Source organism: Streptomyces glaucosporus, assembly GCF_039533345.1.
Lineage (GTDB): Bacteria > Actinomycetota > Actinomycetes > Streptomycetales > Streptomycetaceae > Streptomyces > Streptomyces glaucosporus.
Map to the genome: position 1 here is coordinate 27328 of NZ_BAAATJ010000022.1, position 25072 is coordinate 52399.

General features: G+C 74.1%; 19 protein-coding genes. 10 read left to right on the forward strand and 9 right to left on the reverse strand.

The window, feature by feature from the left end; genetic code table 11:
* Window positions 1-260 precede the first annotated feature (260 nt).
* Window positions 261-1451, reverse strand: coding sequence for a DegT/DnrJ/EryC1/StrS family aminotransferase (locus ABD358_RS21145; protein WP_344632673.1), 1191 nt, complete (start codon window positions 1449-1451; stop codon window positions 261-263).
* Window positions 1452-1697: 246 nt separating this feature from the next.
* Here ABD358_RS21145 and ABD358_RS21150 point away from each other — a divergent pair, with 246 nt between their 5' ends.
* The 3 genes from ABD358_RS21150 (at window position 1698) to rfbA (ending at window position 5766) form a co-directional block, all read left to right on the forward strand.
* A complete protein-coding gene (locus tag ABD358_RS21150) occupies window positions 1698-3128 on the forward strand; it encodes an NDP-hexose 2,3-dehydratase family protein (protein WP_344632674.1) in 1431 nt (476 codons plus the stop codon).
* Window positions 3129-3418: 290 nt separating this feature from the next.
* Window positions 3419-4738 (forward strand): activator-dependent family glycosyltransferase, encoded by a 1320-nt coding sequence (locus tag ABD358_RS21155; protein WP_344632675.1) that lies wholly within the window; start codon window positions 3419-3421, stop codon window positions 4736-4738.
* A 155-nt stretch (window positions 4739-4893) separates the two neighbouring features.
* Window positions 4894-5766 (forward strand): glucose-1-phosphate thymidylyltransferase RfbA, encoded by an 873-nt coding sequence (rfbA, locus tag ABD358_RS21160; protein WP_344632729.1) that lies wholly within the window; start codon window positions 4894-4896, stop codon window positions 5764-5766.
* A gap of 180 nt (window positions 5767-5946) precedes the next feature.
* On the opposite strand, the gene ABD358_RS21165 is transcribed toward rfbA, so the two are convergent.
* The gene (locus ABD358_RS21165) at window positions 5947-7176 is read right to left on the reverse strand and encodes an acyltransferase family protein (protein ID WP_344632676.1); all 1230 of its coding nucleotides are present in this window, start codon (window positions 7174-7176) and stop codon (window positions 5947-5949) included.
* Window positions 7177-7406: 230 nt separating this feature from the next.
* On the opposite strand from ABD358_RS21165, the gene ABD358_RS21170 reads away from it, so the two are divergent.
* Together ABD358_RS21170 and ABD358_RS21175 are read left to right on the forward strand one after the other, a co-directional pair.
* Window positions 7407-8477 (forward strand): DUF2855 family protein, encoded by a 1071-nt coding sequence (locus ABD358_RS21170; RefSeq protein WP_344632677.1) that lies wholly within the window; start codon window positions 7407-7409, stop codon window positions 8475-8477.
* Between the two features lie 44 nt (window positions 8478-8521).
* Window positions 8522-9259, forward strand: a complete 738-nt coding sequence (locus ABD358_RS21175; protein WP_344632678.1) for a DUF2306 domain-containing protein — start codon at window positions 8522-8524, stop codon at window positions 9257-9259.
* Between the two features lie 32 nt (window positions 9260-9291).
* On the opposite strand, the gene ABD358_RS21180 is transcribed toward ABD358_RS21175, so the two are convergent.
* From ABD358_RS21180 to ABD358_RS21195, 4 genes are all read right to left on the reverse strand, one after another.
* Window positions 9292-10674 (reverse strand): FAD-binding oxidoreductase, encoded by a 1383-nt coding sequence (locus tag ABD358_RS21180; RefSeq protein WP_344632679.1) that lies wholly within the window; start codon window positions 10672-10674, stop codon window positions 9292-9294.
* A 126-nt stretch (window positions 10675-10800) separates the two neighbouring features.
* Entirely contained in the window at window positions 10801-12375 is a 1575-nt protein-coding gene (locus tag ABD358_RS21185; protein WP_344632680.1) for a class I SAM-dependent methyltransferase, read from the reverse strand.
* A gap of 471 nt (window positions 12376-12846) precedes the next feature.
* Complete coding sequence (locus tag ABD358_RS21190; protein WP_344632681.1) at window positions 12847-13314, reverse strand: SRPBCC family protein; 468 nt, start codon at window positions 13312-13314, stop codon at window positions 12847-12849.
* 61 nt (window positions 13315-13375) lie between these two features.
* Window positions 13376-13720, reverse strand: a complete 345-nt coding sequence (locus tag ABD358_RS21195; protein ID WP_344632682.1) for a YciI family protein — start codon at window positions 13718-13720, stop codon at window positions 13376-13378.
* A 225-nt stretch (window positions 13721-13945) separates the two neighbouring features.
* Here ABD358_RS21195 and ABD358_RS21200 point away from each other — a divergent pair, with 225 nt between their 5' ends.
* Window positions 13946-14698, forward strand: a complete 753-nt coding sequence (locus ABD358_RS21200; RefSeq protein WP_344632683.1) for an SDR family NAD(P)-dependent oxidoreductase — start codon at window positions 13946-13948, stop codon at window positions 14696-14698.
* A gap of 134 nt (window positions 14699-14832) precedes the next feature.
* Complete coding sequence (locus tag ABD358_RS21205) at window positions 14833-15705, forward strand: LLM class F420-dependent oxidoreductase (RefSeq protein ID WP_344632684.1); 873 nt, start codon at window positions 14833-14835, stop codon at window positions 15703-15705.
* Between the two features lie 90 nt (window positions 15706-15795).
* Here ABD358_RS21205 and ABD358_RS21210 read toward each other — a convergent pair whose 3' ends face one another.
* Window positions 15796-17310: an FAD-binding protein gene (locus ABD358_RS21210; protein WP_344632685.1), complete on the reverse strand. Its 1515-nt coding sequence runs from the start codon at window positions 17308-17310 to the stop codon at window positions 15796-15798.
* 348 nt (window positions 17311-17658) lie between these two features.
* Here ABD358_RS21210 and ABD358_RS21215 point away from each other — a divergent pair, with 348 nt between their 5' ends.
* Complete coding sequence (locus tag ABD358_RS21215; protein ID WP_344632686.1) at window positions 17659-18219, forward strand: dihydrofolate reductase family protein; 561 nt, start codon at window positions 17659-17661, stop codon at window positions 18217-18219.
* Window positions 18220-18289: 70 nt separating this feature from the next.
* On the opposite strand, the gene ABD358_RS21220 is transcribed toward ABD358_RS21215, so the two are convergent.
* Both ABD358_RS21220 and ABD358_RS21225 read right to left on the reverse strand, forming a co-directional pair.
* Complete coding sequence (locus ABD358_RS21220; protein ID WP_344632687.1) at window positions 18290-19636, reverse strand: extracellular solute-binding protein; 1347 nt, start codon at window positions 19634-19636, stop codon at window positions 18290-18292.
* 41 nt (window positions 19637-19677) lie between these two features.
* The gene (locus ABD358_RS21225; protein ID WP_344632688.1) at window positions 19678-21915 is read right to left on the reverse strand and encodes a molybdopterin oxidoreductase family protein; all 2238 of its coding nucleotides are present in this window, start codon (window positions 21913-21915) and stop codon (window positions 19678-19680) included.
* A gap of 271 nt (window positions 21916-22186) precedes the next feature.
* Between ABD358_RS21225 and ABD358_RS21230 the strand changes: the two genes are divergently transcribed.
* The gene (locus tag ABD358_RS21230; protein ID WP_344632689.1) at window positions 22187-23434 is read left to right on the forward strand and encodes an acyl-CoA dehydrogenase family protein; all 1248 of its coding nucleotides are present in this window, start codon (window positions 22187-22189) and stop codon (window positions 23432-23434) included.
* A gap of 144 nt (window positions 23435-23578) precedes the next feature.
* The gene (locus ABD358_RS21235) at window positions 23579-25069 is read left to right on the forward strand and encodes an FAD-dependent oxidoreductase (RefSeq protein ID WP_425576381.1); all 1491 of its coding nucleotides are present in this window, start codon (window positions 23579-23581) and stop codon (window positions 25067-25069) included.
* Window positions 25070-25072 lie beyond the last annotated feature (3 nt).

A 25072-nucleotide genomic window follows, 5' to 3' on the forward strand; every position in this document is an offset into this window, starting at 1 on the left:
GGTGGCGAGCCGGGGGGAAACCGGGCAGGACCTGGGCGACCGCGAGGCACAACAGTGCACGACAGGTCGGCGTCCGCCGGTTTCGGGGGTCGCCCGATCCGGCGACGGGGAGCCACGTGGTCGTCGATGAACACGTACAGGGCCGCCGGAAAAGCGTCCAGGGTTGTCTTCACACACTGGCCAGCGGGCGCCCTTCGCCATGGTCGCGGCCGGCACGAACATCGGACTCACTCGTCCAGGGGGCCGCCGGAGCGGCCGGGTCACGCCGCCCGGGCCCTGCCGAGCCGCGCGGCGGTGCAGTCGCGCACCTCGGCGACGACCCGGTCGACGTCGGCGTCGGAGAGCGACTGGTGGATCGGCAGCAGCAGCGTCTTGGCCGCGGCGGCCTCGGCCCGCGGCAGCACGGCGTCCGATCCGTACGCCCGGATGCGGTGCATCAGCGGGTACCGGAAGGTGGTGTAGATGCCGCGTTCGTAGAGGTCGCGCGCGACCTGGTCGCGGATGCCCCCCTCGAACTGCACCCAGTACATGTAGTACGAGGAGGTGTGCCCGGCCGGCGGCCGCGGCGGCACGCGCAGCCCGGCCACCCCGGCGAGGCCCTCGTCGTAGGCCCGCGCGACCTCGTGGCGGCGGGCGACGAACTCGCCGAGCCGGCTCAGCTGGACGCTGCCGATGGCGGAGAGCACGTCGTTGGTGGTGGAGCGGCCCGAGAACGACGTGACGTCGTAGTCCCACCAGCGGGTCCGCGAGCGCAGCGCCTGGTCGTAGCCGCTGTGGAAGGAGGCCGACGACCCGGACCGGGCGGGCCCGCCCTGCTCCAGGCCGAAGTAGGCGATCCTGGGGGCGCGGGCGGCGAGCTCCGGATCGCGCACGTACAGCATGCCGCCGTCCACGGTCACCAGGATCTTGGCGTGGTCGAAGCTCCACACGCCCATGTCCCCGAAGGTGCCGCAGGCCCGTCCGTCCACCGTGGACGCGACGGCCAGGGCGGCGTCCTCCACCAGGCGGACACCGCGGGCGCGGCACAGCTCGGCGATCTCGGCGACCGCACCGGGGTGCCCGCCGTAGTGCAGGATCACCACGGCCTTGGTCCGTTCGGTCAGCACCGCCTCGACGTCGGCCGCGCTCGGGTTGAGCGTGGCCTCGTCGACGTCGCAGAAGACCGGCCGCGCGCCGCGCGCGGCGATCGCGTTGCCGACCCCCACGAAACTCACCGTCGGCAGCACGACCTCGTCGCCGGGGCCGACGCCGAGCAGCTCCATCGCGATGAACGTGGCCGAGGTGCACGAGTTCGTCGACGTGACGTGCCCGGGATCGACACCCAGGTGCCGGGCGAAGGCCGCCTCGAACTCGCCGGTTCGGGCGCCGCGCCCGACCCAGTTGCTCTCGAACACCTCGCGCACCGCGGCGAGTTCGCGCTCGCCCAGCGTCGGCTGCACAACGTTGATCATGCGGTCCATCCAGACTCCTTGGCGGTGGTTCGAACGGGGAAGCCTGGCCGGACGCGCACGGCGGGGACGGCCGGCGGAGGCCGGCGGGGCCGACGGATGCGAATGTGCCACCCGGCCCCGCGGGCGCGCATCTCCCGGCGTGCTGTACCCGCGCCCGGACCGTCCCGGCGCGCCGCAACGGGGAAGATGCGCCGCGTGCCGCGGCCGTACGACGATGCCCGCAACCACGTCCCCTGGGGGTTTCCGGTGCCCGCACTCCTCCGACAGCCCGCCGCCGGCACGTCCGCCGCCCTGGCCGCCCGCGTCACCGCCTCGGCGCGGACCGCCTCGTCGCGGATGAGCCCCGATGTCGACGCCTGGCTGGAGGAGAAGAGGCGGCAGCCGTTCGAGAGCACCGTGATCCCCCTGGAGGAGCTGACCGAACCGGGCGGATGGCGCTTCGCCCCCGGCACCGGGAACCTGGAGCACCACAGCGGCCGGTTCTTCACCGTGGAGGGACTGCACGTCAGGACGGACCACGGTCGCGTCGGGGAATGGTGGCAGCCCATTCTCGTACAGCGGGACATCGCCATCCTCGGCGTCATCGCCAAGGAGTTCGACGGCGTCCTGCACTTCCTGCTGCAGGCCAAGATGGAGCCCGGCAACACCGGCCTGGTGCAGTTGTCGCCCACGGTCCAGGCGACGTCCAGCAACTACACCCGGGTGCACCGCGGAGGGCGCACCCCCTACGTGGAGTACTTCACGGAGGCGGGCAGAGGGCGGGTCCTCGTCGACGTCCTCCAGTCGGAGCAGGGCGCCTGGTTCCATCTGAAGCGCAACCGGAACATCGTCGTCGAGGTCACCGGGGACGTGCCCGTCGGGGACGACTTCTGCTGGCTGACCCTCGGGCAGATCCGCAGGCTGCTCCGGCGGCGCAGCGTCGTCAACATGGACGCCCGCACGGTCCTGGGATGCCTGCCCGTCGAGGCCCCGGCGGGCGCGCCGGACGGCGAGGAGGTGTTCGACCGCGGCCCGGAGCCCTGCGGCCTGCACACGATGACCGAGGTCCTGAGCTGGTTCACCGGCCGCAAGAGCGCGTACGAGCTGTCCGCCCGGCTGGTTCCGATGGACTCCCTGGTGGGATGGCGCCGGGAGTCCGGGAGGATCGTCCCCGAGGACGGCGGGAACCTCGGCGCCGTCGGCGCGGACTTCAGCATCGTCGGCGTCCGGGCGCACGCCCGCACCCGCGAGGTGCACAGCTGGAAGCAGCCGCTGCTGGCGCCGCACGGCCTCGCCCTGGCGGGTCTGGTGGTCCGGCGCATCGGCGGGAAGCTGCACGCGCTGGTGCGCGCCGAGGTCCTGCCGGGCCACCGGGACACGGTGGAACTCGGCCCCACCGTGCGGTCCACGGCGGACGGCCGCGGCGGCACCCCGGCGGACCCCCGCCCGGAGTTCCTCGACTACGTGCTGTCGGCGCGCGGGCGCGTCCGCTACGACGCCGTGCAGTCCGAGGAAGGGGGGCGCTTCCTCCACGCCGAGACCCGCTACCTCGTGGTCGAGGCCGACGACGACTTCCCGCTGCGGGTGCCGCCGGATTTCGCGTGGGTCACCGTCGAGCAGCTGCTGGCGCTGCAGCGGCACAGCTACTACCTCGGCATCGAGGCCAGAACCCTGCTCTTCTGCCTGAACAACCTGTGAGCCGCCCCGGGGACGCGGCCCCCGGGCCCTCGTCCCCGGGGCGGCCAAGGAGGCAATCCAGAAGACGTCCGCGACGGGAGCCCGACGCCATACTGGTCACCGGGCGCGAGGCCCGCGCGGGCGGGATCCCGGTGCCGCGGAGAGGCCGCCGGACGCCACCGCCGCCGCGGTGGCCGGCAGTGCGCCCCTCGTTCCGGGCGTGTGCGCGGGCCCCCGCCGTCCGGCTGCCGCCGCCGGGCGCGTCACCCGGCACAGCCGCTGTCACCCGTCACCCCAGTGGAAGGACTGCGATGCGGATTCTCTTCGTCACCAACCCCTTCAGGGCGCACCTGTACGTGCAGGTGCCGCTGGCGTGGGCGCTCCGCACCGCAGGGCACGAGGTGTGCGTCGCCGGCCCGCCGGACATGGCCCAGGACATCGCGCACACCGGGCTGCCCGGGGTGTCCGTCGGCGAGGTGCTCGCCCTCGGAGAGAAGATGGCGCAGGCGGCGCCGAGCGAAGAGCCGATACGGATGGCGAAGGGGGCGCCGGACGGCGAGTCGGCGGGGCCCTGCGACCCCAGGGGCCTGCGCACCGGGAGATCGGTGCAGAGCGACTACGGCTGGGGCGACCCGCACGTCGAGCTGGAGGACTTCACCGCGGGCGTGCGCGCGGTGTTCTTCCCCGACTCCGCGTTCGAGGACCTGGTGGACTTCGCGCGCAAGTGGCGGCCCGACCTGGTCATCACGGACCCGACCGCCTTCCCCGGCGCGGTGGCGGCCCGGGTCGTCGGCGCGGCCCATGCCCGGATGCTGTGGAGTGTGGACAGGGTGGCGCAGCTGCGGGCGGCCTGCCGCCCCCGGTTCGGTTCCGCCGGCGACCCGATGCGGGACTGGCTGCAGCCGATCCTGGAGCGGTACGGCTGCGACTTCGACGAGACGGCGGTGCTCGGGCAGTGGACCATCTCCCCCTCGCCGCCCTGGATCTGGCAGCCGGAGGGGGTCCACTACCTCCCGATGCGGAACATGGCGTTCAACGGCCCCTCGATCAACCCGGACTGGGTGTACGAGCGCCCCTCCCGCAGACGTGTGTGCATCACGCAGGGCATCTCGCACCGGGATGCCACCATCGGCGGCGGGTCCTCGGCCCGTGACCTGCTGGACGCGGTGGCCGACCTCGACGTCGAGGTGATCGCGACCCTCGACGCCCGGCAGCTCGGATCGGCGGTGCTGCCGGACAACGTGCGTGCCGTCGACTTCGTCCCGCTGAACGCGCTGCTGCCCACGTGTTCGGCGATCGTCCACGAAGGCGGCACGGGCGCCTTCGCGGGGGCGCTCGAGCACGGCGTCCCGCAGATCGTCGTGCCCAACGACTTCAAGGTCGAGAAGTGGGGCGGTCCGCTGGCCATGGCGCACGGGCTGGAGCAGCGCGGCGCCGGGGTGTACGCGGGCAACTCCGGCACCCTGACCGCCGACGCGCTGCGGGACAGCCTCAAGCTGGTCCTGGAGGACCCGTCCTACGCGGCGAACGCCGCCCGGCTGCGCACCGAGGTGAGGGCGATGCCGAGCCCGAACGACGTCGTGCCGGCGCTGGAGAGGCTGACCGCCGAGTACCGCGCCCCGCGCCCCTGACCCCGGGCGGCCGCCCTCCGCCGGCAGTGGACGGCAGCCCGTTCGACGAGACGCGGCCCCGGCGCCGGGCGGTGCACCGCCCGGCGCCCGTTCCGTGCCGGGACGCGTCCGGACGAACCGACCACCGACCCACGACTCGAAGAACGGACCGGATGATGAAGGGAATCGTCCTCGCCGGCGGCAGCGGCACGCGGTTGTTCCCCCTGACCCTGGCGACGTCCAAGCAGCTGCTTCCCGTCTACGACAAGCCGATGGTCTACTACCCGCTCTCCGTGCTGATGCTGGCCGGGATCCGGGACATCCTGATCATCTCCACGCCGTCCGCGGTCCCGGTCATGCAGGAACTGCTCGGCGACGGTTCGAGGCTCGGCCTGAACCTGTCCTACGCGGTGCAGCGGGAGCCGCGCGGCGTCGCCGAGGCCCTCCTGATCGGCGCCGGGCACATCGGTCACGGCAGCTCGGCGCTGGTCCTGGGCGACAACGTCTTCCACGGCGCCGGGCTCCCGGAGGTGCTGCGCCGCTGTCGCGAATCGCTCGACGGCTGCACCCTGTTCGGCCACCCCGTGCCCGACCCGCAGCGGTACGGCGTCGGCGAGGTGGACTCCGAGGGCACGCTGGTCTCCATCGAGGAGAAGCCGCTGCGCCCCCGGTCCGACAAGGCGGTCACGGGCCTGTACTTCTACGACGACCAGGCCGTCGACATCGCCCGGGGGATCGCCCCCTCGCCCCGCGGCGAACTGGAGATCACCGACGTCAACCTCGAGTACCTCAGGCAGGGCCGGGCGAAGATGGTCGAGCTGGGCCGCGGTTTCGCCTGGTTCGACTGCGGCACCCACGACTCCCTGCTGGCCGCCGGCCAGTACGTGCAGTTCGCCGAGAAGTACGAGGGGGAGCGGGTGGCCTGCCTCGAGGAGATCGCCCTGCGGATGGGGTTCATCGACGCCGAGGCCTGCCTCCGGCTCGCCGCCGGGATGCGGCAGTCGGACTACGGCCGGCGCCTCGCGGACATCGCCTGCGGGCCGGCCTGAGCCGCCCCGCGCGCCCCCGGGGATCCGGGACGGCCCGGACCCCCGGGGCGCGCGGGGCGGCGGCGCCCCCGGCCCCCGGGGCGCGTCCGGACGGAGCCCGCCCGGACGCGCCGGAGCCCGCCCCCGGAAGCGTCCGGCGGCGCGGGGGGCCGGATGCTCCCGGGGGGCGGGAGAGCGCGGTCACAGCGGCGACGGCGTCCGCTCCTCTGCCGCCGCACCGGCCGTCCGCCGGGCGGGACGGTCCGGGACGGTCCGCCCGGCCGCCTCCCCGGCGGGGGCGCGGCGGCGGCTGCGCGAGGTGCCGAAGCGCCGCATGACCGGGCGTTCGACCAGGGTGAACAGCAGCCACGACACCAGCAGGGTGGCGCCGAAGATCAGCGCGAGCAGGCCGATCGCCCGCGGCGTGTCCCAGCCCGTGCCCACCCCCAGCAGCTGGTGGGCGTAGCTCTGGACGAGCTGGTGGGTGATGTAGAAGGCGAAGGAGATCTCCCCCAGCCACACCATGGCCCGGCCGGAGAGCCAGGTGCGCCGGCCGGCCGCCTCCTCCCTCGCGGCGCTGGCCACGAGGAGGCCGAGCGGCACCACCATGACGGCCACCAGGTGGTAGGAGGACGGGAAGAGCGGGGCCACGGCGTAGGCCGCGACGACGAGGGCCACCGAACCGCCGAAGCCGAGGGGGAGCCTGCGTCCCTCCATCACCACCCGCGCCAGGATGATGCCGAGGACGAAGTCGAGCAGCCGCGTGCCGGGGAACTGGTAGACGAGCCACAGGTCCGCCGCCGTGACGTCCATCGTCGGGAAGGTCCCCTGGTCGGGCAGCCGGTCGGCGGCGAACGGCACGGCGAAGACGGCCGCCACGACGGCCCCCGCCCACGCCCACAGGCGCTCGGGGCGGATGCGGTCGATGATCCGGATCAGGACCGGGAACAGCGCGTAGAAGAACGCCTCGCAGGACAGCGACCACGCCACCCCGTTGAAGGAGCCGCGGACCATGATGTCGGGGGACCACGACTGGAGCAGCAGCACCTGGAGGGCCAGGTTCCAGCCACTGACCGAGGCCTGCGCCACCCATGCCGCCAGCATCATGGCGATGACCAGGGTGATCAGGTGGAGCGGGTAGATCTTGAAGAACCTGCGCCGGAAGAACGCCGGCGCGGTGTCGTCCGCGCGCATCGACCAGGTGAGGATGAAACCGCTGAGGACGAAGAAGAAGCCGACGCCGGCCCAGCCGCCCTGGTAGAAGAGCGCGTGCGCGATGTCCTGCGTCCGCTCCGACGCGAAGAACCCCTGGTGGACGGCGTGGAAGAGGAAGACCAGGACGGCCGCGACGAAGCGCATGCCCGTCAGGGAGGGGAGCCTGGACGGCCCGGCCGTTTCGGTGGTGCGGAGTCTCGTCGTGTGCTGCGGCATCGGGATCGCTCTCCCCCTGCTGTGACCGTCTTCGAGTTCCGTGACTGTGGCAACCCGTCCGTGTCGCAGGCATCTCCCAGGTTGCGCAGTCCGCCTCCCCCGGTGCGCGGCGGCCGGGAAGCGCCCGAAGACCGCAACCCAGGAGATGCGCCGTCCGTGGCCGGAAGTCGACCATGGCCCGGGCGAGCCGACCGCGGCCGCCGGCACCAGACGGCGAAGGGATGACGGACGTGCCTGGTCCGGACAGGTGGGATCTACTGGTCAGGCGGGACGACCTCACGGCGGCCGAAGTACGCCCGGCCCCGTCGACTCCGCTGCGGCCCGGCCAGGTCCGGCTGGCGGCGGAGAGGTTCGCGCTGACGGCGATCACCGCCACCTACGCGCGCCTCGGCGAGTCCGAGCTGCCGTTCTTCGACGCGTTCCCCGGCCCCGAGGGCCACGGCCGCGTCCCGACCTGGGGCTACGCCCGGGTCGAGGAGTCGCGGCACCCGGACGTCGCCGTGGGAACCCGCTGCTTCGGTTTCCTGCCCCTGTCGACGCACGTCACGCTCACCGTCTCGCCGGCGGCCGGCGGGTTCGCCGACACCGCCCCCGAGCGGGACTACCTGCACCCCTGGTACCGCCGGTACCTCCTCGCCGGGGAGCCCGACGCCCTGGACGACCACCGCGTCCTGCTGCGCCCCCTGTACCCCGCCTCGTTCGCCCTCGCCGAGTTCCTCGGCCGCGAGGCCGCCCCCGGGACCGTGCTGATCACCAGCGCCTCCAGCAAGACCGCTCTGGGGCTGGCCGCCCTGCTCGCCGGCCGGGAGGACGTCACCACCATCGGCGTCACCGCGTCCCGCAACCTGGAGTTCGTGCGGGGGCTCGGCCACTACGACCGCCTCGTCACCTACGACGGACTGCCCGGCGCCGAGGTGCCCGGGTCCGCCGTCCTGGTCGACTTCACCGGCCAGGCGGAGCGGCTGTTCCGCGTGTACGAGCGGTTCGGCGCCGTGCTCGAGGACGCGCTGCTCGTCGGCTACACGCACCCCGGCGCGCAGATCGAGCCGCCTCCCGGGCTGACCGACCCCGAGCCGTGGATCTTCTTCACCCCCTCCGAGGAGGAGCGGCTCGTCGAGAAGGAGGGCGAGGAGTCCTACCGGGCCCGGTACCGCCTGGCCGAGGAGCGCTTCGTCCGGGACGCGCCGTCGTGGCTCGCCGTCGACCGGCTCGGCGGCCCCGAGGCGCTCGTCGGCGCCTACCGCTCGCTGATGGCCGGTGAGATCCCGGCACACACCGGCACAGTGGTCACCCCCCGCTGAGCCCCCCATCGTCGCCCACCCAGTCACCAACGGAGCGCTGCACCGTGACCCAGAGCCTCGACAGACCCGTCGCACCGGCCCGGCCGGCCCCCCCGGAGATCCCCCCGGCCCGGCCGGGCGCGCATCCCGCTCCCCGGAGCCGGCGGGGCTGGTTCGGCCGGTACTACACCGTCCCCCTGGCCGTGGCCACGGCCGCCTACCTGCTCTACCAGCTTCCCCCGTACCTCACGTTCGACCCGGCGCGGTCGGGCATCCCCATGCGGTTCCCGCTGCACTACGCCGTCCTCGCCGGGCACGTCCTGACCGGCACCGTGACGCTGGTCACGATGTGCCTCCAGCTGTGGCCGTGGCTGCGCCGGAACCACCCGGCCGTCCACCGCTGGAGCGGACGGCTGTACGTGTTCGCGGGTGCGCTGCCCTCCGCGGCGCTGGCACTCGTCATGTTTCCGTTCTCGTTCCCCTCGGGCAGCGTGGCCGTGCTGATGTCCGGCGTGATGTGGGCGGTGACGTCCGTGGTCGGCTGGATCCGGGCCCGGCAGGGCCGGTACGCCGAACACCGCCGCTGGATGCTCTACAGCTTCGCGATCGTGTGGGGGCAGACGGTCTGGGGCCTGGTCATCGGCCTGACCCTCTTCAGACTGCCGTTCGCCATCGACATCACCTACATCGCCGAGTCGGCCCGGTGGGTCGGCTGGGTCGGCAACCTCGTGCTCGTCCACTGGTGGCTGGAGCGGACCGCCCGGCACGGCCGGGACCTCGCGGAGGCCGGCCGCCGTCCCTGAGGGGCGCGGCCACCGGGCCGGGCGTCCACCGCTCACGGCGCCGAGCACCCCGGGGCGACGTCGCCCCGGAACAGCCCGGAGGGGTCGACCCGCGACCGCACCCGGTCGACGGCGCGGACGTCGTCGGCGCCGAGGTGGCCCTGGGGCTGCTCCGGGGTCGCCACGAACGTGGGTGCGGTCCGCCCGGTGTCCCAGGGGGACAGGGCCCGCCGGACCAGGGCGCAGTGGTCGCGTATCCGCTTCTCGCCGGCGGCGTCCCAGGGCACTCCCGCCCCCGAGTACGCGTAGCGGGCGTCGATGCGCCCCAGCGCGCCCGAGGCCGGCGTGCCGCGGGACAGCGCACCGCCGAGCTGCCGCAGCTCGGCGACGGTGAGGGCCTGGTCGGCCCGGCCGGCGGTCACGCGCAGGAACTCGGCGACGCCCTCCTCGCCCAGCTCCTCCAGGAGCAGGTGGTCGCCCAGGACGGGGACGGGCTCGGGCGGGTCCATGTGGGTGTCCGGCACGGCCGCGGGGCCGGCCTCGTGCCAGGTGTCGACCAGCGGGTCGGCCACCTCGCGCAGCGGCGTGAGGAGTTCCTCGCACATCCGCCGGGCCGCGGCGAGGTCGTCCCCGTGCGGGGCGACGACCACGCCGTCCAGGCACACGACCGTCCCGGCCGTCAGGGCGGCGGGGAGCTCCGGCAGTTTCGGCAGGTTCATCACCCGGACCGACGTGGTCGCCTCCGAAGGGGCGTCCAGGGTCCACCGCTGCCACCGCGCCAGCAGCCGGGCGGCGTGCTCGGCGGGCCAGAAGGCCGCGCCGGTGATCACCCCGGCCACGGGGAACAGCGCGATCTCGACGGCGGTGACCACGCCGAAGCCTCCCCCGCCGCCGCGGACCGCCCAGAACAGGTCGGGGTCGTGCTCGGCGTCGACCCGGCGCAGTTCCCCGTCGGCGGTCACGAGCTCGACCGCCAGGACGCTGTTGGCCGCGAGGCCGGTGTACCGGGCGTACATGCTCAGGCCCCCGTTGAGGAGGTAGCCCACGGCTCCCACGGTGGGCGACGAGCCGTGCGCCGCGGCCAGCCCGTACGGGGCCGCGGCGTCGACCACCTCCCCCCAGCGGGTGCCCGCCGGCACGCGTGCCACCCGGCGCCGCGCGTCGATCCCGACGCCGCCCTCCAGGGCCGTGCGGATCAGCAGCGAGTCCTCCATGGGGCGGGCCGTGGCCGAGGCGTGCCCGGTGGCGTGCACCCGGACGCCCAGGCCCTCCGCGCGCGCCCGGGCGATCGCGTCCCGGACGTCCCGGACGGAGCGCGCGGTCACGGCGGCCGCCGGATTCAGCGGAGCGAACAGGTTGAAGACCCGGGTGGGGTCCCCGTCTCCGGGGGTCCCGTGCGTCCCGGTTCCCACCGGGCGCTCGCCGAGCGTGGTCATGGCGGGTTTCCTCCCGTGCTTCAGGGGTCCGGGCCGCCGCGCCCCGGCGCCGTCCCCCGGCCCCGCGCGGGGCGCGGCGCGGGCAGTCCCGTGCGCGGGTCCGGGCCGTGCGGGCGGGCAGAACGGCTAGGCCGTGCGCACGGCCGTGATCAGGACGGTGGAGCCGACGCCGGACTCGTCCCGGATCTCCAGGCCCGCGTCCGCGAGCCACTTCCTGAGGTCCTCGAGCTCGAACAGGAGCATGCCCGCGGGCCGGCTGGGGAAGTGGTGGGAGCTCTGGAAGTAGCGGTCGACGGGGTCGTCGGCCCAGCGGAAGGTCATCAGGGTGAACGTGCCTCCCGGCTTGAGGCAGCGGCCCACCTCGGCGATGGCCACGTCCGCCTGCTCGGGGAACGCCTGCAGGGCGTTCCAGCAGTTCACCGCCCCCAGGGTGGCGTCCCCGAAGGGCAGGTCGAGCGCGCTGGCGATCACGGCCGGCACGTCGGGCAGGCGCCTGCGCAGCGTGTTGAGCATGGGCAGGCCCAGGTCCAGGGCGATCAGCCGGTCGGCCCCGACCGCCTGCTCCAAAACGGCCGTCCAGCGCCCGGCGCCCGCCGCGAGGTCGAGCACGGGACCGTCCACGGGACGGGTGCGGGCGAGCAGGTACGCGTCCTCGTCGGCCGGGGTGAGGGCGTCGTCCCAGTTCAGGCCCGATATCCGGAGGAACGCGGGGCGCAGGACGGACTCGTAGTACACGCCCATGCTGGGCATGGCCGCGAGCTTCTGCAGCAGGTCCGCCGTGTCGTCCTCGTCCGTCGCCCGGGAGCCGGTCGCCCCGCCCGACAGGTCCAGCATGCCCCGGGCGAACGGGAAGGGGGTGGAGCACTCGCCGCAGCGGACGCCGCCGCCGGCGAAGTCGAGCCGGCCGCGGCAGGAGGGGCAGCGCAGCGCGTCGGCGTGCCGGGCGAACGCGTCGGCGCCGGGGCCGGAGGGCTCCCCGGCGGCGGCCCCGGCCGGCGGGGCCGGGTACGACGTCTCCAGGGCCGCGCCGTGGCGAACGGCCCAGTACGCCTTCATGCCGGAGTAGGCCAGCACGGTGCGGGTGTCGTTGTTCCAGTTGGCCGTGATCTGCTCGGGGGTCAGTCCCCGGATCTGCCCGCGGTCGAAGTCCCGCTCGTCCTCGTCGAGGTACCACGCGGCGGGAGAGGGCCAGCACCGCCCGAGGTCGGGGTCGGCCGGGTCCAGGCCGCGCAGGGACCGCTCCAGGCGCGTGAGGTCCTCCTTGCCGACCGCGAGGCTCTCGTCGGCGGCCGCCGCCAGGATCCGCTCGCGGTCGCCGGGGAAGTGCGACAGCAGGTACAGCAGGGCGGTCGTCAGGGGCGTGCCGGCGCCGCTTCGGCGGAGCAGCTCCAGGTACCGGTCCAGTCCCCGGCGCACGGCCGCCAGCACCGGGCCGTCCGTGGCCGGGTGCTCGGACTCGGCGAGCAGGCCCAGCAGGACGGCCAGGTATCCCCTGCGCCGGTCGTCGGCCGAGTCCATCAGCTCCACCAGCGCGGGTACGGCGCGCACCGCCGCGCCCCGCGGGGCGTCCTCGCCCCACACGGCGCCGGCGAGACGGAGGAACTCCGCGTCGAGCCGGTCCTCCGGGGCCTTCGCGAAGGCGTCCAGGAGGCCGGTGTCCAGGGGACCGGCGGGGGCCGGGGCCGTCGTCCGGGTGGTCATGTGCGGGTCCTGCCTTTCGGAGAGTCGGGTGGGTGCGGGCGCCGGGGCCCGCCGCGGCGCCCGCGGGCCGCCCGGCGGGCGCGCCGGGTCCCCGGCCCGCCGTCCGGTTCCCGGGCCCGTGCCGCGCGGTCCGCCACCGTCCCGGGCCTCCCGGGGCGGTCGGCGAGGGGGCGGCGCGGGAGGACGGCCCGCCGGGCCGGGAGCGGACGGCGGCGCGCCGCCGTGCGGGACGGCGCGGGCCGTGGGGCCCGCCCGGCAGGGCGGCCCGGGTCGGTGACGGCGGCCGCGTCCAGCCCCCTGGCCGGCTGGGAGACCAGCTTCGGCGCAGCCGTCGCGCGCTGCATCTCGCGGATTGCGGTGTTGACCGGGGAGGGCCGGCCCTCCCCGGGGACTCCCCCTGGCACGCGAGCCGATGCGGCGGGGGCGCGGCGGACCGTACGGTCCGCCGCGCCCCCGCCGCATCGGCTCGGATCAGGCGTTCGCCAGGTGGTCCCCCAGGCAGTCGAAGAAGCTGTTCCAGCCGTCCCGGGCCTCGTCGGCCTTGTCGGCCTCCAGCCGGCTGATCTGCTGGAACGACAGCTCCGTCTTGCCGTCGCGGTCGGTGAAGGTGACCGTGGTCAGCTCGTCGGTCCCCTCCTCGTCCGAGGTCTCCTCGTCGTTGAGGTCGATCGTGCTGAACACCAGGCGCTCGTTCTCCACCACCTCGTGGTAGACGCCGGCGAAGGGGAACTCGCCGATGCCCTCGGCGGCCATCGTGGCCTTCCACTCCCCGCCCACGCGGACGTCGAGGGACACCGTGGACGGGTCGGTGGTGAAGCCGCGGGGGCCCCACCACTGGGCGAAGCGCTCCGGGTCGGTCCACGCCCGGTACACCTCCGCGCGCGGCGCGTCGAAGACGCGGGTGATGGTGATCTGGTTCAGGGACGTCGTGTCGGTCATGGTGGCTGTGGCCTTCCGGCGGTCGCAGGGAGGGAGCTGTCCGGGTCGGGATCCGGCCGGGTCAGCCCTCCTCGGGGGCGTCGAACAGCGGCCGGACCTCGACGCCGCCGTCGTGCACGGGGACGAACCTGGCGATCTCCAGGGCGTGCTCGATGTCCCTGGCCTCCAGCACGAACGTGCCGCCGATGGAGTGCTTGCCCTCGGCGAACGGGCCGTCGGTGACGGCGCCGGCGCGCACGGCCTTCGCGGTTCCCGCCGGCTGGAGGGCCAGACCGTTGAGGATCTTCCCGCCGAGTTCCTCCACCTTGCCGGGGAAGGCCTCGTGGGCGTCGAGAAGCTCCTGGGGGGCGTTGTCCCACCCGCCGGGGATCTCCGCCTCGTAGATGAAGACCGCGTACTGAGCCATGACGGCTCTCCTTCCTGCCTGTGTCTCGCGTCGTGGCGCGCACCCGCGGCGGGAGCGGGCCCGCGCCCGCGTGGTGTCGCCCCGTCCACCCTTCCGCACCGCCCCCCGCGGCCTCATCTCCCAGATTGCTCTCTGTGCGAGGGGATCCCGCCGACCGGGCGCGTCGCGGGCCGGAGCGCAATCCCGGAGATGCGCCGGGCCGGGGGCCGCCGCGACGCTGACCGCATGAGTGACTTCGCGAACAAGACGTACTTCATCACCGGCGGCGGCAGCGGCATCGGTCTCGCCACGGCCCGCCTCCTCCTCGACGAGGGCGCGAACGTGGTGATCGCCGGCCGCAGCGCCGAGCGGCTCGACACGGCCGCCAAGGAACTCGACGGCGGCGACCGCGTGCTGGCCGTGACCGCGGACGTGTCGCGCCCGGCGGAGCTGGAGAGCGCCGTCGAGCAGGTGCGGCGGCGTTTCGGCACGCTGCACGGGGTGTTCGCCAACGCGGGCGTCAGCCTCAACGCGCGCACCGCCGACGTGACCGAGGCGGACTTCGACCAGGTGGTCGGCACCAACTTCAAGGGGGCGTTCTTCACCGTCCAGAAGGCGCTGCCCCTGCTGGCCGAGGGCTCCTCCGTGGTGCTCAACGCCTCCTGGCTGGTGCACCGGGGCATGGGCCCGGGCTCGGTGTACGCGGCGAGCAAGGCCGCCGTCCTCAACCTTCCCCGCACCCTCGCCCCGGACCTGGCCGAGCGCGGCATCCGGGTCAACGCCGTCACCCCGGGCCACATCCGGACCGAGATGTTCGACACCGTCGCGCCGGTCGAGGAGGTCCGGGAGTTCTTCCGCGGCCAGGTGGCCCTGGGCGCCCTGGGCACCCCGCGGGACGTCGCCGAGACGGTGCTGTTCCTGCTGTCGCCGCGGTCGGCGTACATCACCGGCCAGGAATTCGTCGTGGACGGCGGTCTGACCGGTTCCGTCCCGGCCTGACCGGCCTGACCGGCCGCCCGTGCCGCACCGCCCGCCGTACCGGGCGGCGGGCTCCGCCCGGCGGCCCCCCGTTCCCGTTCGCACCACCGGAGCACACCCGACCCCGTCCACGAGCACCTGTTGGGAGACTTGCCTTGAAGATCGGCCTTGCCCTCGCGGACTACTCCTGGGAAGGCGGGGCGCCGCGGATGGCGGAGACCCTCGCGGCGCTGTCCCGCTCCGCCGACGACGCCGGCTTCGACACCATCGGCGTCGCCGACCACGTGTGGCAGGGGCCTCACCTGGGCGGCCCCGAGCAGCCCATGCTGGAGTGCTTCACCACTCTGGCGACCGTCGCCGCCCACACCCGCCGCATCCGCGTCATGCCGCTGGTGGCGGGGGTGCACTTCCGCGCGCCCGGACTGCTGGCCAAAACGGTGACCACCCTCAACGTCCTCTCCGGCGGCCGGGCCGACCTCGGCATCGGCGCCGGCTGGTACGAGGAGGAGGCGCTCGGCCTCGGCATCGGCTTCCCCCCGCTGGGCGAGCGCTTCGACCGGCTGGAGGAGGCCGTCCGCGTCTGCCTGAGCATGTGGGAGGGCGAGCGGGGCGCCGAGAAGCCCTTCGACGGCCCGTACCACCGGCTGGAGCGGCCCCTGAACGTCCCCCAGAACCTCGCGCGCCCGAGGATCGTGATCGGCGGCGGCGGCGAGAAGCGGACCCTGCGGCTGGTCGCCCGCTACGCGGACGCCTGCAACCTCTACCCGGGTCCGGAGCTGCCCGGGAAGCTGGAGGTGCTGCGGCGGCACTGCGAGGCGGAGGGCCGGGACTACGACTCGGTGGAGAAGACCTGCATCATGCCCTTCACGGTGGCCGACCGGGCCTCGGCCGACGAGCTGGCCGAGACGCTGCGCGGGCTCGGGGAGCTCGGTGTGCAGCGGGTGATCGGCATCCTGGAGGGGGCCGGTCAGCTGCGGCAGGTCGACCTGATCGGTGAGCGGGTCCTGGACGCCGTCGCGGACGTGTGACCCCCCGTCCGCGCGGAGCGCCTCGGCCCGCTCGCGCCGGTGCCCGGCCCCGCTCGGCGGGGCCGGGCACCGGCGTTCTCCGGAAGGGGGTCAGTCGGGCAGCCGGACGGACAGGGCGTGGCGGAACACGTCCCGCGGGTCGTAGCGCTTCTTGACCTGCTGGAGCCGCGGGTAGTTGTCCTTGTAGTAGAGCGTGTGCCACGGCACGCCGGAGGTGTTCAGCTCCGGGTCCGCCAGGTCGGTGTCGGCGTAGTTGATGTACGAGCCGTCGTTGGCGTCGTTCGGCACCGGGACGCCGCCGGTGTCGGCGTACACGTCGCGGTACATGGCGCGCAGCAGCCCGATGTTGGTCTCGTCCTCCGACTCGTCCGCCCACACCGACATGTAGGCGGCCTTCAGGATCGAGTCGCGCTGCGCGGTCGCCGTGGCGTGCGGGGCGACCGTGTTCACCCTGCCGCCGTACCCGATGAGGATCAGCTGCGCCGGGTTGCGCTCCCCCGTGGTCAGGTGCCGGTACAGGGTGGCTGTCTGACGCTCCGAGTAGCCCTTGCGCAGGTATGCCGCCTTGATCTTGATGCGGCGTGTGAACGGGTCGCCCGGGTCCCCCCAGCCCGGGTAGGCGGAGCAGTACAGCCAGGGCCTGACCTGCTGGCCGCTGAGCACCGGGGCCACGCCGACGCCGGCGGCGACCTCGTCGAAGAACGCCGTCATCAGCTTGCCGGCGCCGGGGACGTCGTCGTCGATGTGCGCGCCCACGGTCAGCCCGAAGCCCGAGCGGTGCGTGGCGTGGAGGAAGCCCGCCAGCGGCGCGTACGGGGAGTCGGCGCCGCTGTTGCGCTCGAACCAGGAGCCGAAGTTGCGCTGGATGGCGGTGAACGCCTCCTCGGTCATCGTCTCCCAGGACCAGACGACCGAGCCGCTGCGCCACCGGCCGGGGGCCTTGGGCAGCAGTTCCGCCGGGTCCTGCGAGTCGGCGCCCGGCGCCCGCATCCAGTAGCGGGTCACCACGCCGAAGGTGCCGCCGCCGCCTCCGGTGTGCGCCCACCACAGGTCGCGGTGCGGGTCGTCGTCCTCGCGGGTGGCGACCACCGTCCTGGCGACGCCGTCCTCGCCGACGACCACGACCTCCACCGCGTACAGGTAGTCGACCACCGCGCCCAGACTCCGCGACAGGGGACCGTAGCCGCCGCCCACGATGTGGCCGCCGACGCCGACCTCGGGGCACTCGCCGGCCGGGATGGTCACCCCCCAGCCCTTGAACAGCGTCCGGTAGACGTGGCCGAGGGTCGCCCCCGCCTCGATGGCGAAGGCGCGCCGCTCGCTGTCGTAGCGGACGTCCGTCATCTCCGACATGTCCAGGAGGACCTCGATCCCGTTGGCGGTGAAGTCCTCGAAGCCGTGCCCGCCGCTGCGCACGGCGATCCGCCTGCCGGCCGCGACGGCCTCGGTCACCGCGGCCGCCACCTCCTCGGCCGTGGTGACCACGCGGACGTAGTCGGGCCGTGCGGGGAAGCGGTGGTTGGTGCCCAGGACCATGCTCGGGTACCGGGGGTCGCCGGCGGCGATCGTGCTCGCTCCAAAGGCCGGGGTGTCCGTCTGGGTCACGTCTTTCCTCCCTCGGGGGCCGGCGGCCCCGCGGGCACGCCGTGCCGGTTCGCTGCTGGGCCGTCACCAGCCTGGGGGAGTCCGGCCGGTGGTGTCTTCTTCCGCCGTGCTGTTCACGTGTGCTGTTCACGCGTGCTGTCCACGGCAGGGGCGCCGCCGTCCGCGGGGTGTCCCGGCGTTGCCGGGCCCGTCTGTCGGCGGCAGTCGGTAGGGTGCCGTCCCGTGCGGGGCGGCCGGGCCGGACGGGCCCCGCGCGGAACGACGACGGCCGCGGGGACGCCGTCCAGGCTCCGTCCCGCGGTCGGCGGTCCGGCCCCGTCACCCCCGGACTCCGAGAGAAAGCAACCCGTGCGCAAGTTCAAGCTTCAGGTTCAGACCAGCGTCGACGGCTACATGGGCGGCCCGAACGGCGAGATGGACTGGATGACGCTGCCGTGGACCGACGACATCGGCGGCTACGTCAACGCGCTCACCGAATCGGTGGACTGCATCGTGCTGGGCCGCAGGCTAGCCGAGGGGTTCATCCCGCACTGGGCGGCCAGCCCCGAGGGGGAGGACCAGGCGTCCATCGACTGGATGAACGGCACGCCCAAGGTCGTGGTCTCCAACACCCTCGCCGAGTCGCCCTGGGAGAACGCCGTCGTCGCCGGCGGCGACCTCGCCGAGATCGTGCACAAGCTCAAGGCCCAGCCGGGCGGGGACATGATCGCCTACGGCGGCGGCACGCTCGTCTCCAGCCTGATCGCCGGGGACCTGCTGGACGAACTCCACCTGTTCGTCAACCCGACCTCGATCGGCGGCGGCATGCCCGTGTTCCCCCGCGACACCCGCCGGCGGTTCCGCCTCGTCTCCGTGCGGCCGTTCGACTGCGGGATCACCGCGCTGCACCTCGAACCGCAGCGCTCCTGACGACGACGGCGGCGGCGCGGACGGTGCGGGTGGCGCGGGCGGTGCCGTCCGCGCCGTCCGCGCCGTCCGCTCAGATGCGCACCGCCAGGCAGTCGGGGGTCTCGGGCCCGGTGCCCAGCGCGTAGGCGTTGTAGTCGTCCAGCAGCTCCTGGGCGCGGACCTGGGCGCGCGCGAACCGCTCCCGGGGGTCGGCGCCGCCCGACAGGACGTCCTCCATGGCCTCCATCATCACGATCTGGATGGCGTGGAACCCGCCGAGCACCGCCCCGTGCGCCTCCGGCGGGCCGCTGCGGAGCCCGAGCTGCTCCCCGGTCGCCCGGTGGTGCGGGTGCAGGTCGAACCAGCCCTCCTCCTCCAGGAGGGCGATCGCCCCGTGGGTCGCGGGGGCCGAACCGCTGGCCTTGTGCCACTCGGCGGCGGCGCGGGGGCTGTTGAGGTACTGCATGAAGGCCAGCGCGCCGTCGCGGGTGGCTTCGTCGAGGCCGTCGGCCAGCCACAGCGAGTCCCCTCCGATCCAGTTCCCGGCGCAGGGCAGGCCGCCGTTGCGGGGCAGGACGCCCACCTCGATGTCGAAGCCGGCCCCGGCGGCCGCGCGCACCATGTAGTTGGCGTCGAAGGAGGAGCTGAACCGCAGGGCCACCTCCTGGTCGGCGAAGGCCTTGAAGGTGCCCGCCCAGTCCTCCGGCACGCCCGTGTGGAGGTAGTGGCCGTTCCGGTGCAGGTCCCGCCACCAGGCGACGTAGTCCATGAGCGCGTCGGAGGTGAGGTCGATCGTCGTGGCCCGGCCGTGCCGCCCGTTTCCGGCGTCGGTGAGCAGCGCGCCCTGCTGGGCCAGCGCGTGCTGCATGAACTTGCCGTCCACCGGCCAGGCGATGGCGTGCCGCGGGCCGTCCGCGAGCCGGGAGACGGCCTCGCACACGGCCGTGGTCTCCTGCCAGGTCCGCGGGACCGACGCGACCCCCGCCGCGCGCAGGACGGTCGTGTTGGCGTACAGCAGCATCGTCGACAGGGTCAGCGGCATCGTCGCGAAGTCGCCGTCGACGGTGTAGTACTCGCGCACGCCCGGCAGGAAGTCGCCGAGGACGACGGGCTCGCCGAGGATCTCCGTGCGGCCGGCGACGGCCTTCTCCACGGAGGTGAACAGCGGCCTGCCGTCCCGGGCGCGGGCGTCCCGTGCCAGCTGGGACGCCCCGGCGTAGTAGGTGGCGATCGCCGGGGCGGCGCCCCGGGCGGCGGCTTCGGCGACCGCCCGCGGGAGTTCCTCGTAGGAGAACCCGCGGATGTCGATCCGGTACCCGGGGTGCGCCTTCTCGAATTCCCGGGCGCGTTCGCGGATCGGCTCCAGGAAGCCGGGGAACGGGAACTCGGAGAGCCAGGCCTCGATGACGACCTCTCCGTCCTGGGTGCCGGCGTGCATGGGTCCTCCAGTCGTGGGAACGGGTCGTGGCGGCAGGTCCGTCAGGCGGCCGGGGGGAGCGCGGCCCGCCGCGGGGCGGCGTCCGTGTCCGGCTCCTCGCCGCCGGGCGCCGGGGCGGGGGCCACGGACACCGGGACCCCGTTGAAGACGGCGTTGCCGGAGAGCGGGTCGACGACGGAGTCGTCGGTGAGGGCGTTGGCGTTCACCCCCGGGTGGCGGGCGGCGGTGCGCTGCGGCGACCCGGCGTGCCCCCAGCCGTGGGGCAGGCTGACGACGCCCGGCATGATGCGGTCGCTCGGCTCGACGGGGACGACGAGGTCGCCCGTGGCCGAGGCGACCCGCGCGTGGGTCCCCAGGCCCAGCCGGGCCACGTCGTCGGGGTGGACGTGGAGCGTGCACCGGTTGCTGCCCCCGACGAGCGCCGGGACGTTGTGCAGCCAGCTGTTGTTGGAGCGCAGCTGGCGGCGGCCGATCAGGAGCATCGGCGGCACGGGCGCGGCCAGCCGCTCGCGCAGGCGGGCGATCTCCCCGTCCAGCTCGGCCGGGGCCAGCCGCACCAGGCCGGACTCGGTGCCGAGCACCTCCCCGAGGCGCGGTTCCAGCGGCCCCAGGTCGATGCCGTTCGGGTGCTTGCGCAGTTCGGCGAGCGACAGCCCGTACGGGCCCAGCCGCAGCATCGCGTCGAGCATCAGCTCCGGACCGCTGTCGCCGTCGAGCAGGGCCCGCGCCTCGGCGACCTCCATGCCCTCGAAGGGGGAGCCGGGGATCCGCACCCCGGCCTCCAGCAGTTCGCCGACGACGGCCTCGTCCAGCCGGGCGGGATCGGCGTCGGCGCCCTCGCCCGCGGCGATCAGGGCGAGGCGGGCCATGATCTCCGCCTCGGAGAGCTGCCCCGGTTCCAGCGGCAGGACCGGCGGGGAGAACCGGGTGTAGTTGCGCACGGTGACCGTCAGCAGCAGCAGGTCGTAGTGGGGCATCTGCATCATCCGCGGCGGCGGCAGGATGACGTCGGCGTGGCGGGTCGTCTCGTTCAGGTAGGGGTCGACGCAGACCATGAAGTCCAGACCGCTCAGGGCGCGTCCCAGCCGCGGGCCGTTGGGCGCCGACAGGACGAGGTTGCCGGCCACCGAGACCAGCGCCCTGACCTGCCCCTCGCCCGGGGTCTCGATCTCGTCGACGAGGGTCGCCACGGGCAGTTCGCCGAGCGCCTCGGGAAGCCCGCGGACCCGGCTGCGCCAGCGGCCCGAGGTGAAGGGCCGCGGGCCCCAGGGCACCTCCATGGTGGCGGGCCGGGTGAACATGACGCCGCCGGGGCGGTCGAGGTTGCCGGTCAGGACGTTGACCGCGTCGACGAGGTACTGGGTCAGGGTGCCGAAGTCGGCGGTGCAGGTGCCCACACGGGTGTAGACGGCCGCGGTGGGCGCGGCCGCCAGGTCGCGCGCCAGCCGGACGATCGTCCCGGCCGGGACGCCGCAGACCTCCGCCACCGCCTCCGGGGCGAACGGGGCCGCGTGCTCCCGCAGCCGCTCCAGGCCCTCGGCCCCCACCCGCAGCGTGACGAGGTCCTCGGCGAACAGCGTGTGCACGATCGCCATCAGCAGCAGGGCGTCGGTGCCGGGCCGCACGGGGACGTGCTCGTCGGCGAGGTCCGCGGTGCGGGTGCGGCGCGGGTCGACGACGACGATCCGGCCGCCGCGCCGGCGCAGCGCCCTGAGCCGTCCGGGGAAGTCCGGGGCGGCGCACAGCGAGCCGTGCGACTCGGCCGGGTTGGCGCCGATCACCAGCAGGTGGTCGGTGCGGTCCAGGTCCGGCACGGGGATGGCCATCGCGTTGCCGAACATCAGCCCGCAGGCCACCTGCTTGGGCATCTGGTCGATGCTGCCGGCGCTGTAGAGGTTGGTGGTGCCCAGGGCCTGGGAGAGCGGCCCCCGGTAGAAGATGCCGGCCATGGTGTGGAAGGTGGGGTTGCCGAAGTACGCGGCGACGGCCTGCCGCCCGTACCCGTCGATGACCCCGGTCAGGCCCTCCTCGACCCTCCGGAACGCCTCCTCCCAGCTCACCTCGCGCCACTGGTCGCCGGTGCGGACCATCGGCGCCCGCAGCCGGTCGGGGTCCTCGTCGATCCGGCCCAGGCTCGCCCCCTTGGGGCAGACGTAGCCCTTGGAGAAGGGGTCGTCCCCGTCGCCCCGGACGCCGAGGACCCGGCCGTCGTCGCCGAGCTCGATCCGCAGGCCGCAGACGGCGTCGCAGATGGGGCAGGTGCGGTGCGCGGTTCTCAACGGGACTCCCCTGGATCGTCGAAGGACAAGATCCGCACGCCCGGCCGGACCGGGCCGTCCGACGGTTCCACGGGACGCCTTTCGCCGGCATCTTCCCGTGTGCTGTGTTGCCGTCCCCGCGGGCCGGGCGTTCCGCAATCGAGGAGATGCCCCCGGGGCGGGCGGATGCCACGCTGCGGACCATGGCCGTGGGCCAGGGCCGCGGCGCGGCGGAACACGGACGGTGTCCCTGCGGCGCGGTTTCATCCGAGGCAAAGGAATCCGCTCTGCAATGAAGGCCACCGCGAGTGCTCCCGAGACGACCGCCTCCCCGGTGCCCGAGCCCGGCCTGACCCCCGACGAGGTCGTGGCCCGGGCCGAGGCCATCGCCCACGATCTGGTCGGCCGCCAGGCCGAGACGGAGCAGCGCGGCTTCTACGCCGAGGACACCCACGAGCGGTTCCGCCGGGCGGGCTTCTACCGCATCCTGGTCCCCCGGCGCTACGGCGGCTACGAGTTCGGCGTCGAGACCTTCATGCGCGTGGTCGTCGCCCTCGCCAGGGGGTGCCCCTCGACGGGCTGGATGTACTGCCTGGGCGCGGCCCACGCGCACGCGGTGGCCACGCTGTTCGGCGAGCGGGCGCAGGCGGAGATCTTCGCGGGCGGCGACTTCGTCTGCCCCGCCACGGTCGCGCCGAGCGGCACCGGCGTACGCGCCCCCGACGGGGGGTGGACGGTCAGCGGCACCTGGCGCTACTGCTCCGGCTCGCCCTACGCCACGCACTTCATGGGCCACGCCCTCGTCGACGACGGGGACGGGGAGGGACGGCCTCTGCTGTTCGTCGCACCGCGCAGCGAGTTCACCCGGCTCGACGACTGGGGCGGGCAGCTGGGCCTGCGGGGCAGCGGCTCGCACGGCGTCCGGATCGAGAACGGCCGCATCCCGGCCCACTTCGCCCTCGACACCCACCTCAGCCAGGTGAACGTCACCGGCGGCACGCCGGGCCGGGCCCTGCACGGCAACCCGATGTACGGCGGCGGCCCCCTGAGCTTCATGATCCTGGAGGACGCGGCGCTCGCGGTCGGCATGGCCAAGGGCGCGCTCGACGCCTACGAGGAGCTGATGCGGTCGCGCCGGACGCTGTTCCCGCCCGTGGTCACCCGCACCGAGGACCCCGACTTCCAGTACTGGTACGGCGAGGCCGCCGGGCTCGTCCACTCCGCGGAGGCGAGCCTGCTGGGGGCGGTCCGGCAGTGGGAGGAGATCTCCGCCCGGGGGCCGGAGCACGTCACGCCCGAGCGGGAGCTGCGGATCGCCTCGGTCTGCCGCGAGGCGGTGCGGATGAGCTGGCGCGCCGTCGAGAGGTACCTGTTCCCCACCGCCGGCTCCAGCGCGATACGCCACGGCGAGCGCATGGAACGCGTCTGGCGCGACATGTCCATGCAGCAGAGCCACGCGGGCATCGCCGTGTTCCTGTTCACCGCGGCGAACCGCGAGCTGTCGCGCGCGTACTTCGGCACCGGCGACGCCGGCCGCTGAGGCGCCGGGGACTTCCCCGATCCGGTCCGAGGCGGCACGGCGGCGGCCGGGCAGCACGCCAGGAGATGCGCCGTGCCCGGGACCGGCGCGACGATCGGCGCACCTGGAACCGGTCACCGGTTTCCATCCCAGTCACTGATTCCCATCCCATCCCATACCGGGAGATCCGAGGAGGTACCCGTGTCGGGTGACAAGACCGGTACTCGGGCGGTGGTCCTCGGCGGAAGCATCGCCGGCCTGTTCGCGGCCAGGGTGCTCGCCGATGCCTACGACGAAGTGCTCATCGTGGACCGCGACGTGCTGACCGGGGTGGAGGGGCCGCGGAAGCACTGCCCCCAGGGCCGCCACATCAACGGTCTGCTGGCCCGCGGGCAGCTGGCCATGGAGGAGCTGTACCCGGGCATCACCCAGGAGATCTTCGACGACGGTGTCCCGACCGGTGACCTGGCCGGCCACGTGCGCTGGTACTTCAACGGCAAACGGCTCAAGCAGCAGGTCGCCGGGCTGACCTGTGTGGCCGCCAGCCGTCCGATGCTGGAGAAGCACATACGCCGCCGGACCGCCGCCCTGCCGAACGTGTCCTTCCGCGAGCAGCACGACATCCTGGGGCTGGTCACCACGGCGGACCGGGGGCGGGTCACCGGGGTGCGCGTCCAGTCCCTGACCGGCGGCGCCTCCGAGGAGACCGTCGAGGCGGACCTGGTGGTCGACGCGACGGGCCGCGGTTCGCGCACCCCCGTCTGGCTGGAGGAGCTCGGCTACCCGCGCGTCCCCGAGGAGCGCAAGAAGATCGGACTCGGCTACGTCACCCAGCACTACAAGCTCCTGGCCGACCCGTACGACGGCGACCTGTCCATCAACCCGGTGGCCTTCCCCGAGGTGCCCCGGGGCGCCATCTTCACCAAGACCGACGGCGGCCGGGTGGAGCTGACCACGTACGGGCTGCTCGGCGACCACCCCCCGACCGACCAGGAGGGCCTGTACGCCTGGGTGAAGTCGCTGGCCGTCCCCGACATCCACGACGCGCTGCAGAACGCCGTCCCCCTGGACGAGCCGGTCGCCTTCCGCTTCCCGACCACCCTGCGGCGCCGCTACGAGGACATGGACCGGTTCCCCCAGGGCCTGCTGGTCACCGGGGACGCGGTCACCACGTTCAACCCCGTCTACGCCCAGGGCATGACGGTCGCCGCGCTCGGCGCCCTCACCATCCGCGACCACCTGCACACCGGTGCGGCGCCGGTCCCGGCGCAGTACTTCCGCGACCTCGCCCGGGACGTGATCGACCCCGCCTGGGAGATGACCAACACCGTCGACCTCACCTTCCCCGGCGTGCAGGGCGAACGCACCCCGCAGGTGAGGGCGGCCCAGGTCTTCCTGAAGCTGGTGCAGAAGGCGGCGACCCGTGACGGCAAGGTCACCGCCGCCTACATGCGCGGCGCCGGCCTGGTCGACAAGCCCGACGCCATGAAGCGCCCGGCGTTCGTCGCACGCGTGCTGTGGAACGTGGTGTGCGGCGCGGTCGGGGAGAGGCTCCGCTCCCGGCCCGGACCCCGGCCCGGCGCCCGGCCCGGCCCGGGCACCGCGTCCGCGGCCCCCGCCGGCTCCCGCAGCGAAGACCTGGTGTCCGCGGGCTGACCC

Excerpts from the sequence above, each read along its gene's own strand:
- ABD358_RS21155 (WP_344632675.1), top strand. The coding sequence starts at position 3,419 with ATGCGGATTCTCTTCGTCACCAACCCCTTCAGGGCGCACCTGTACGTG.
- ABD358_RS21230 (WP_344632689.1), top strand. The coding sequence starts at position 22,187 with ATGAAGGCCACCGCGAGTGCTCCCGAGACGACCGCCTCCCCGGTGCCC.
- ABD358_RS21195 (WP_344632682.1), bottom strand. The coding sequence starts at position 13,720 with ATGGCTCAGTACGCGGTCTTCATCTACGAGGCGGAGATCCCCGGCGGG.
- rfbA (WP_344632729.1), top strand. The coding sequence starts at position 4,894 with ATGAAGGGAATCGTCCTCGCCGGCGGCAGCGGCACGCGGTTGTTCCCC.
- ABD358_RS21165 (WP_344632676.1), bottom strand. The coding sequence starts at position 7,176 with ATGCCGCAGCACACGACGAGACTCCGCACCACCGAAACGGCCGGGCCG.
- ABD358_RS21180 (WP_344632679.1), bottom strand. The coding sequence starts at position 10,674 with ATGACCACGCTCGGCGAGCGCCCGGTGGGAACCGGGACGCACGGGACC.
- ABD358_RS21220 (WP_344632687.1), bottom strand. The coding sequence starts at position 19,636 with ATGCACGCCGGCACCCAGGACGGAGAGGTCGTCATCGAGGCCTGGCTC.
- ABD358_RS21145 (WP_344632673.1), bottom strand. The coding sequence starts at position 1,451 with ATGATCAACGTTGTGCAGCCGACGCTGGGCGAGCGCGAACTCGCCGCG.
- ABD358_RS21200 (WP_344632683.1), top strand. The coding sequence starts at position 13,946 with ATGAGTGACTTCGCGAACAAGACGTACTTCATCACCGGCGGCGGCAGC.
- ABD358_RS21185 (WP_344632680.1), bottom strand. The coding sequence starts at position 12,375 with ATGACCACCCGGACGACGGCCCCGGCCCCCGCCGGTCCCCTGGACACC.
- ABD358_RS21190 (WP_344632681.1), bottom strand. The coding sequence starts at position 13,314 with ATGACCGACACGACGTCCCTGAACCAGATCACCATCACCCGCGTCTTC.